This is a genomic window from bacterium, assembly GCA_026398675.1.
In the GTDB taxonomy this organism is placed as follows: Bacteria; RBG-13-66-14; RBG-13-66-14; order RBG-13-66-14; family RBG-13-66-14; genus RBG-13-66-14.
Window position 1 is genome coordinate 1 of sequence record JAPLSK010000234.1, and the last position, 8347, is coordinate 8347.

8 protein-coding genes are annotated in these 8347 nt (G+C 60.8%); 4 read left to right on the plus strand and 4 right to left on the minus strand.

Annotated features, from left to right (window positions below; all coding sequences use genetic code 11):
* From NTW26_07410 to NTW26_07425, 4 genes are all read left to right on the plus strand, one after another.
* Window positions 1-2274, plus strand: a 2274-nt coding sequence (locus NTW26_07410) for a valine--tRNA ligase (GenBank protein MCX7022084.1), incomplete at its 5' end; no start/stop codon positions are given.
* Between the two features lie 72 nt (window positions 2275-2346).
* On the plus strand, window positions 2347-2880 hold the full coding sequence (locus tag NTW26_07415; protein ID MCX7022085.1) for a hypothetical protein: 534 nt from the start codon (window positions 2347-2349) through the stop codon (window positions 2878-2880).
* A gap of 22 nt (window positions 2881-2902) precedes the next feature.
* Complete coding sequence (locus NTW26_07420; protein MCX7022086.1) at window positions 2903-3607, plus strand: TIR domain-containing protein; 705 nt, start codon at window positions 2903-2905, stop codon at window positions 3605-3607.
* A gap of 56 nt (window positions 3608-3663) precedes the next feature.
* Window positions 3664-4830 carry a diaminopropionate ammonia-lyase gene (locus tag NTW26_07425; protein MCX7022087.1) on the plus strand — a complete coding sequence of 389 codons (1167 nt, stop codon included), beginning with the start codon at window positions 3664-3666 and terminating at the stop codon, window positions 4828-4830.
* Here the strand turns inward: NTW26_07425 and NTW26_07430 are convergent.
* From NTW26_07430 to ybeY, 4 genes are all read right to left on the minus strand, one after another.
* A complete protein-coding gene (locus NTW26_07430; GenBank protein ID MCX7022088.1) occupies window positions 4790-5956 on the minus strand; it encodes a family 10 glycosylhydrolase in 1167 nt (388 codons plus the stop codon). The two genes, NTW26_07425 and NTW26_07430, sit on opposite strands and share 41 nt — an antisense overlap.
* Before the next feature lie 39 nt (window positions 5957-5995).
* Window positions 5996-6445, minus strand: a complete 450-nt coding sequence (locus tag NTW26_07435) for a hypothetical protein (GenBank protein ID MCX7022089.1) — start codon at window positions 6443-6445, stop codon at window positions 5996-5998.
* 110 nt (window positions 6446-6555) lie between these two features.
* On the minus strand, window positions 6556-7242 hold the full coding sequence (locus NTW26_07440; protein ID MCX7022090.1) for a diacylglycerol kinase: 687 nt from the start codon (window positions 7240-7242) through the stop codon (window positions 6556-6558).
* A 359-nt stretch (window positions 7243-7601) separates the two neighbouring features.
* Window positions 7602-8084, minus strand: coding sequence for an rRNA maturation RNase YbeY (ybeY, locus tag NTW26_07445; protein MCX7022091.1), 483 nt, complete (start codon window positions 8082-8084; stop codon window positions 7602-7604).
* Window positions 8085-8347 lie beyond the last annotated feature (263 nt).

An 8347-nucleotide genomic window follows, 5' to 3' on the forward strand; every position in this document is an offset into this window, starting at 1 on the left:
AACCGTGCGGTGCGCACCGCCTTCAAGGCCTATTACGACGCGGGGATGATCTACCGCGGCGCGCGCATGGTCAACTGGTGCACCCGCTGTCATACGTCAATCTCCGACCTCGAGGTGGAGTACGAGGACCAAAGCTCCCACCTGTGGTACGTCCGTTACCCCCTGGCCGACGGCTCGGGGAGCCTGGTCGTGGCCACCACGCGGCCGGAGACGATGCTGGGCGACACGGCGGTGGCGGTCCACCCCGAGGATGAGCGGTATAATGCCTTCGTCGGCCGGGAGGTGGACCTGCCGCTCACCGGGCGGCGTATCCCGGTCATCGCCGACGAGCGCGTGGACCCCGCCTTCGGCACCGGGGCGGTGAAGGTGACCCCGGCCCACGACCCCAATGACCACGAGATGGCCGGGCGGCACGGTCTGGAGAGCCTGGTGGTCATAGACTTCGAGGGGCGGATGACCGCCGACGCCGGGGCCGGTTACGCGGGGCTCGGCATCGAGGAATGCCGGAAAAAAGTGGTCGCCGACCTCGAGAATCTGGGCCTTTTGGAGAAGACCGAGGATTACGCCCACTCGGTGGGCACCTGTTACCGCTGCCACAAGACCATCGAGCCGCTGGTGAGCGAGCAATGGTGGATGGACATGAGCTCCCTGAAGGAGCCCGCCATCCGCGTCGTGGAGCGGGGCGAGGTGAAGTTCATCCCCGAGCGCTGGACCAAGGTCTACCTCGACTGGATGGAGAACCTGCGGGACTGGAACATCGGCCGCCAGCTCTGGTGGGGTCACCGGATGCCGCTCTGGTACTGCGACGCCTGCGGCGGAATCGTGGTGGAGATAGAAACCCCCGAGCGGTGCCCGAAATGCGGCGGAGCCTTGCGCCAGGAGGAGGATGTCCTGGACACTTGGTTCTCCTCGGCGCTCTGGCCGCTCTCGACCCTGGGCTGGCCCGACGACGAGGAGCAGTTGAAGAGGCTCTACCCCACCGCCGTCCTTTCCACCGCGCCGGACATCATCTACCTCTGGGTGGCGCGGATGATTATGAGTGGGATGCACTTCCGCGGGGAGAAACCCTTCAGCCACGTGTACCTCCACGCCACCATCCTGGCCAAGGACGGCCGGCGGATGAGCAAATCCCTGGGCAACGGCGTGGACCCGCGCGAGGTCATCGGCGAATACGGCACCGACGCCCTGCGCTTCACCCTGGTCATTCTCACCGGCCAGGGGCAGTCGGTGCGGCTGTGGGAAGACCGCTTCACCGTGGGGCGCAACTTCGCCAACAAGGTCTGGAACGCCGCCCGCTTCCTCCAGCTCAACCTGGCCGGGAGCCGCCTCGCCGACGAGGCTCCGCTCACCGCCGGGGAGCTGCCCGACGACCGCGAGCTCACCCTGGAGGACCGCTGGATAATCTCCAGGCTCGGCCGCCTCGCCGGAGAGGTGACCGACTCGCTGGAAGCGTACCGATTCAACGAGGCGGCGCACCTGGTGTACGAGGGATTCTGGCACGACTACTGCGACTGGTACCTGGAGCTCGTGAAGCCGCGCCTTTACGGCGACGACCCCAAGGCCAAGGGGGTGGCGCTCGCGGTGGCCCTCCACGGGATGCGCCTGCTGTTGAAGCTCCTGCACCCGATCATGCCTTTCATCACCGAAGAGCTATTCCACCGCCTCTTCCCCAACGCGCCCGCGGACCTCATGGTCTCCCCCTGGGAGGGCCAAGCGGAGAGGTCGAAGTACGCGGGGGATGAGGACCATGGCATTGGGTCGGGGGGAGATGACTGGCCGGGGTACGCGGGGGACGAGGAGCACGTGGAGCGGCTGCAGAAGCTGATAGACACCGTGCGCAACATCCGGGGCGAGATGGGCGTCCCGCCCGGGGCCAAGGTCCGGCTGCTGGTGAAGACCACGGACGGCGACCTGGCCGCCCTGGTCGAGGCTCAGGCCGGTTATTTCGCCAACCTGGCCGGCGTGGAGGAAATCGAGGCCGGCCCGGAGGTGGTCAAGCCCAAGGGGGCCGCCGTGGGCGTGGCGGGCGAGGTGGAGCTCTACGTGCCGCTGGCCGGGGTGGTGGATTTCACCGCCGAGCTGGAGCGGGTGAAGAAGGAACTGGGGAAGGTCCGAGAGCGGTTATTCAAAGTCGAGAAGAAGCTGGCCGACGCCCAGTTCCGCCAAAAGGCCCCCGCCGAGGTGGTCAAGGGCGAGGAGGAGAAGCGGGACCGGCTGGCGGCCGAGCTCGAGGCCCTGGAGCGCCACCTCAAGCACGTGGAGGAGATGCTATAAGTTTATTAACGCGGGTGGGTTGACAAACCCACCCGTTTTGTTATTATTTATTTTGATTCTTAAGGAGGAGTCATGGCGTTTTATTTTCAGAACCTTGATGACTTAACTAGGCAGAAGATGCTTGAGGAAGTAGAACTTGATGTTGAACGTGGTTGTCTGTATATAAGCCCAAGGTTGCGCGTGGGTACTGAGGAAATCTTTAAAAATCTCCTTATTGATGCAGCTAAATATCATAATGAAGATTGGCTTGCAGAGCAAATCGAAACAAGGGGTTTACTAAAAACCCGTGAGACTTATACTAGAAATGGAATAACTAGAGAAAGAGCTGTTCAACGAAATGCACACACTATGCTAGCTGAGGGAGAGTTTAATCGTTTTTATGTCCGTGCTATTTGTAAAAGAGTTCTGGAACAAGGACTAAATGTTGTAATTGTCTACAGAGGCAAAGAGGTATCTAATCCTAGGCCTGAATCTGAGTTAAAGATAGGCACCAGAATTGATGCGCAAAGTCTCCTCGATGATTTACGGGATCATCCTGGAGTAGATACTGCACTTGGTTTACCACCAGGCCCTAATTCGGGATTAACAGTTACAGTCCCAGCCTAGTAGATAAGAGGTACAAGTAACTTTGGAAATTTTCATTAGTTGGTCAGGTGCAATAGGGAGAAAGATTGCAGTTGCATTAAAGGATTGGATACCTTTATTACTCCAAGATGTTGATGTCAATATCTCTCCTGACATTGAGAAGGGTGAAGTATGGTTTGATAGACTAATGAAAATGCTCATTGAATCAAAATTTGGAATAATTTGTGTAACAAAAGAGAGCTTAGTTTCACCATGGGTTAATTTTGAAGTCGGAGTTATAGCAAGTGTTCAGAAGAAAAATGTAGCACCATTTATATTTAATGTTGACGTTAGTATATTAGCCGATAATCCTTTACATTTATTTCAATATGTACAGAACAAAAAAGATAGCATAAAAGAATTAATACTAGACATTAATAAGAAATTAGAAAATCCTGTCAATGATAAAATTATAATAAGGCACTTTGAAAATTATTATCCAGAATTAGAAGAAAAAATTAATTTGTATCTCAAAGAAGAACAAGAGGGCAAAAAAGAAACAAAGAAAGAAATTACAAATGAAATTATTTATAATGAATTAAATAGAATTCGTATGATATTAAATGAGTTATCCGAAAGAAATCGAATAGATAGTTTAACAGGTTTAACCAGTAGACTTTGGAATAATATCCCTGTAAGTAGTAGTGAGCAGGTGAAAATGCTTGCTGAAGCATTGAGCAAAGACATCAAGCTGGATAAAAATAAATAATCTTTGAAACTAACGCGGCCTTTATTAGGGTGGTGGGTTGTCCTTTTTTTTTATTTATGACCGAAATTCGTTACTATCATCTAAATCTGGCCAAGAACCCGGCGGGGGTGGCGGGATGCCACGCCGCGCAGGTCTGCGTGGGCGGGGACGCCCTCGCCTTCCATGAAAAAGTTCCCGGCTACGCGCCGACGCCGCTCGTGCAACTGCCCGGGCTGGCGGCGGAGCTCGATCTGGCCTCCATCCACGTCAAGGACGAGGCGCACCGCTTCGGGACGAAGGCCTTCAAGGCGCTGGGCGCCTCCTACGCCGTTCATCGGTTCCTGGAGGAAAATCCCGGCGACCATGTCTTCTGCACCGCCTCGGACGGGAACCACGGGATGGCGGTGGCGTGGTCGGCGCGGCTGTTCGACCGGAAGGCCGAGGTCTTCATGCCGAAAGGAACCGTCCCGGCCCGCGTCCGGCGCATCGAGAACCTCGGCGCCCGGGTGACGGTCGTGGACGGCGACTACGACGCCGCGGTGCGCGCCGCCGCCCGCGAATCAAAGAAACACGGCTGGGTCCTCGTCCAGGACACCGCCTGGGAGGGTTTTTCCGAAATCCCGACCCGCATCATGGCCGGCTACGTCACCATGTTCCGCGAGTTGGAGGACGAACTGTTCCCCCCCGGCGGACCGGTCGTGGACGCGGTCTTCCTCCAGGCCGGGGTGGGGAGCTGGGCCGCGGCGGCGGTCGCTTACCTCGCCGGGCGCTACGGCGACCGGATGCCTAAAATCGTTTGCGTGGAGCCGACGGGGGCGGACTGCTGCCTGGCCTCGGCGCGGGCCGGCCGGCGGGTGAGCCTGCCGGGGGCGGAGACCATCATGGCCGGGTTGAACTGCGGCACGCCATCCCTCATGGCCTGGCCGATTCTCGCCGCCGGGACGGACCTCTTCCTCGCCCTCCCCGACGACTGCGCCCGCGAGGCGATGCGGGCCTATTACCATTCCAAAAAGGACGACCCGCGTGTTGTCTCCGGTGAATCGGGCGCGGCGGGACTGGCCGCGCTCCTGGCCCTTCTACGCGTCCCGGAATTAGAAAAGCCCAGGCGGTTCCTGGGTCTGGGCGAAACGTCGCGGGTTCTCTTGTTCAATACCGAGGGCGACACCGACCCGGAAGGTTTTTCCAAAATCGTCGGCGCTCGGGCTACCTCTCCTCCTGAAACGGTTCCTCGGCTGAGTCGGTGAAGAGGTCGTCGGGAGTCATCCCGGAAAGAATCAGCTCCTTCAGCTCCGTGTAGCAGAAAATCGTAACGCCGTCCGCGCCCGCCGCCCGGACGGCATCTATGTGCGACCGCAACACGGCCGGGTCCAGCGGCTTCGACCCGTCCGAGTCGTTACCCAGAGCGATGCCGGTGTAAACGAGGCCGTCGCCCGCGTGCGCCACGGCGTCCGCCGTCTGCCGCTCGATGACCCCCGCCTTGAGCGAGTAGGACATGGGGAGCACCAGGTCGATCAGGCCCTCCTCCAGCCAGCGTCCCCAATCCTGACACACCCCGTCGTAGGCGTCCCCGGCGCGGTCGGCGAACACCGCCGCCGAGACGATTATTTCCGGGTTGATCTCCCGTGCCTCGCGCTGCACACGATCCACGAACTCGGTGATATTGTCCCGGCGCCAGGCCCGCCATGTCTCGTCCGCCGGGTTGGGATCCAGGCCGGTCCGCACCCAGTACTCGCTCACGGCGATGGGCGTGAAGCCCATGTCCGGCCCCTCATAGCGCACGTAGTCCAGGTGCAGCCCATCCACATCGTAGTTGGACACGATGTCCAGGAGCACCGAGGCGGTGTAGTCGCGCACCTCGGGGATGCCCGGGTCGAGCCAGGCCCGGTGCCCGACGCCCATCCGGTTTCCCCACCGGTCGCAGGAGACCCACTCGGGGTGACGGTTGACCACGTGGTTCTCGTCCTGGGGGGCGAAGCCGCCGGTGACCTCGAAGCAGGTGACCCAGGCGTGGACCGAAAGGCCCCAGGCGTGTCCCTCCTCCACGGCCAGCGCCAAAGGGTCGAAGTCCTCGGGCTGGCCCTTCATATAAATGGAGCGCGGCTCGGGATTGGCGTAGTAGGAGGTGTAGCGGTGGGGGATGTACAGGGCGTCGCCGCGGTAGCGCACCTGAACGAAGATGGCGTTGAAGCGGTACTCGGCGGCCTGGATGACGGCGCTTCGCACGGCGGAGGGGCTGGTGAGCTCCCAGGCGGGAATCCAGAGCCCCCTCCCCTCGACGGCGGACTCGGTCTCGGCCGCCGCCATCGTTAAAAGGGCGCTCGTCAATAAAAGCGCCGCTGCCCGCTTCACGCCGGTGATGGGTTTCCTCATGGGTGACGCCCCTGCCCGCTGGATCCGCCGGGGACGGTTTTAGTATCCCAGGTTGTGGAAGTACTCGGTCAGCGATTCGCAGTTGCGGCGGAGCGAGGCGATGAAGTAAGCCCCCCGCTCGAACTGCCCGTCCAGGAAGACGGCGATGGTGGTGGATACCTTGTTGTAGATGTCGTAGATCAGGCTTTTCAGCGCCTCGTTGACATCCCCGGGTGTGTCGAGGATCCCGCGGTCGGTGAGGTCCGCGATCCAGAACGACAGGTCGCCGTTGAGGCGCTCCAGCAGGTCCTTCGTCTGGGGGAAGAGGGCGAGAATCTCCTCGTCGGTCTTCTCGGTCACGATTCCGTAGGCGCGGGCGAGGTCGAAGAGCTCGTTGGCGTAACCCCAGAGCACGCTCTCGTTGGGCGGTAGCTCGTACCCTGGAGCCTCGGCGGCGACCGCGGGCAGGAACACGGCGAGGATGGCGATGGCGAAGCAGCGTATGTGCATGATAATCTTCACTGTTGAGACAAGGGGGTTTGCCGGGGGCATAGCTCGGTTCGCCGGGGGCGTAGCTCGCTAAAGCTCGGTTCGCTCGGTTAAGCCCCTTGCCCTTCCATTTAAGTCAAGAATAGCCAGTAGTTCAGGGTGACCATGCCGATGCCTAAAAGAGCCCCGGCCACAATCTCTCTCCAGGTGTGCACGCCTCGTCGGATGCGCGCGTCGGCGATAATCAGCGCCAGGAGGAATACGAGCACCGAAACCAGCGGGTTCTCGGTCACCAGGGTGACGATGGCGAAGACGGCGAAGCTGACCGCGGAATGGCCCGAGGGCATCCCCCCGTGGAGCGGAGCTCCTCGACCGACCAGAACCTTGCCCAGGATGACCAGCACTATCACCAGGGTGAAGCTGATCAGGGTGACGTACTCGGGGCTGCCCTTGACGGCGCGGATGGCCGAGAAGATGTGGGGCTTCAGATCCTTGAACAGGACCAGATAGCCGACGATGATCGCCGTGATGGCCGCGATGAAGACCGCCCCCGCCGAGATATCCTTCACCAGCTTGGCCAGGGGGTGGTAGGCGGTGGTCATCAGGTCCAGTGCCTTCTCCACCGCCGTGTTGATGAGCTCCGTCACCAGGACGAAAGCCACCGACAGGATTATCAGGACGAGGTCGCTCCGGTCTATGTTCAAAAACAGCGACCCGGCGATGGCCAGGACGCCGACGAGGAAGTGGACGCGGATGTTGCGCTCGGTCTTGAGGGTGTAGATTATCCCTTCGAGGGCGTTGTTGAAGGACTGGGACATCCGGGGCTTGGTCCCGATCGTGCTCCGACGCCGGTTCGCCGGGGGCGTAGCTCGCTGCGCTCGGTTCCCCGGTTTACCGTCGGTCGCGGGGGCCCCTTTGGGCGCGGTCGGACCGTCGGTCGTCCCGCCGGGCGCATTTTCCTTTTGCCGGGGCATTACTCGCTTCGCTTCCTTTTTACCGGGAACGTTACTCGGTTCGCCGGGGGCGTAGCTCGCTTCGCTCGGTTCGCTTCGTTTTGCCGGAGGCATTACTCCACTACGCTTCGTTTCCGGTTTCCGCTCTCCCGGGGCATCGGCTACCCTCAAGCCCTCACAGGTAGACAAGGGGTTTTGCCGGAGGCATAACTCGCTTCGCTCGGTTAAACCCCTTGCCTCTTCGTGTAGGCGGAAAGCCACTCGTGGTCGGCCGTCAGCACCGCCTTGGCCATCATCCCGTCCCGCCCCCGCACGTCGGCGTCCAGGTATCCCAACAGGTGCAACACCCCGTGGGCGACGAGGATGGCCAGCTCCCGCCCCAGGCTGTGGCCCTGTTCTCCGGCCTGGCGCACGGCGGCCTCCACGTTCACGAAGACGTCCCCCAGGAGCTCCGGCTCCTCCCCGGACGGCTCATCCCCCTCGCCGGGCTGCAGATCGAAGGCCAGCACGTCGGTGGTTTCACCCGTTCCGGTGTAGGTCTCGTTGAGCCGGGCCATCTGGACGTCGTCGAAGAGCACGACGGCGATGCTGCGCTCAGGCGCCTCATCGAGGGTGAGCGTCAGCACCGCCGCCCGCCGGGGCAGCTCGGGGTCCACCCAGACCACCTTTTGGTGGTCGTGTATCAGGACTTCGTAGTTCCGGCTCAACTGTGTTCCACCGACTGGGTTGGTATCGGGATTCCGGCTCTTTTTGAAAAATCTTCCGCCACCGCGAAATATTATCAGACGGCTGGACTCGTCGAGGGGACTTTCGACCGTATCACCCCGGCCGGTTTTGCATCCCCCGCCGGCGGATTTCTCAGGCCCCCTCTTCCCCGCTGCCTTCGCTCCGGTCGTCCCCGACCGTGTCGGCGTCCTCCATGCCTTCGGAGGCGGGTTCCGCGGAATCCTCCGGGTACTCCACCCGGGAG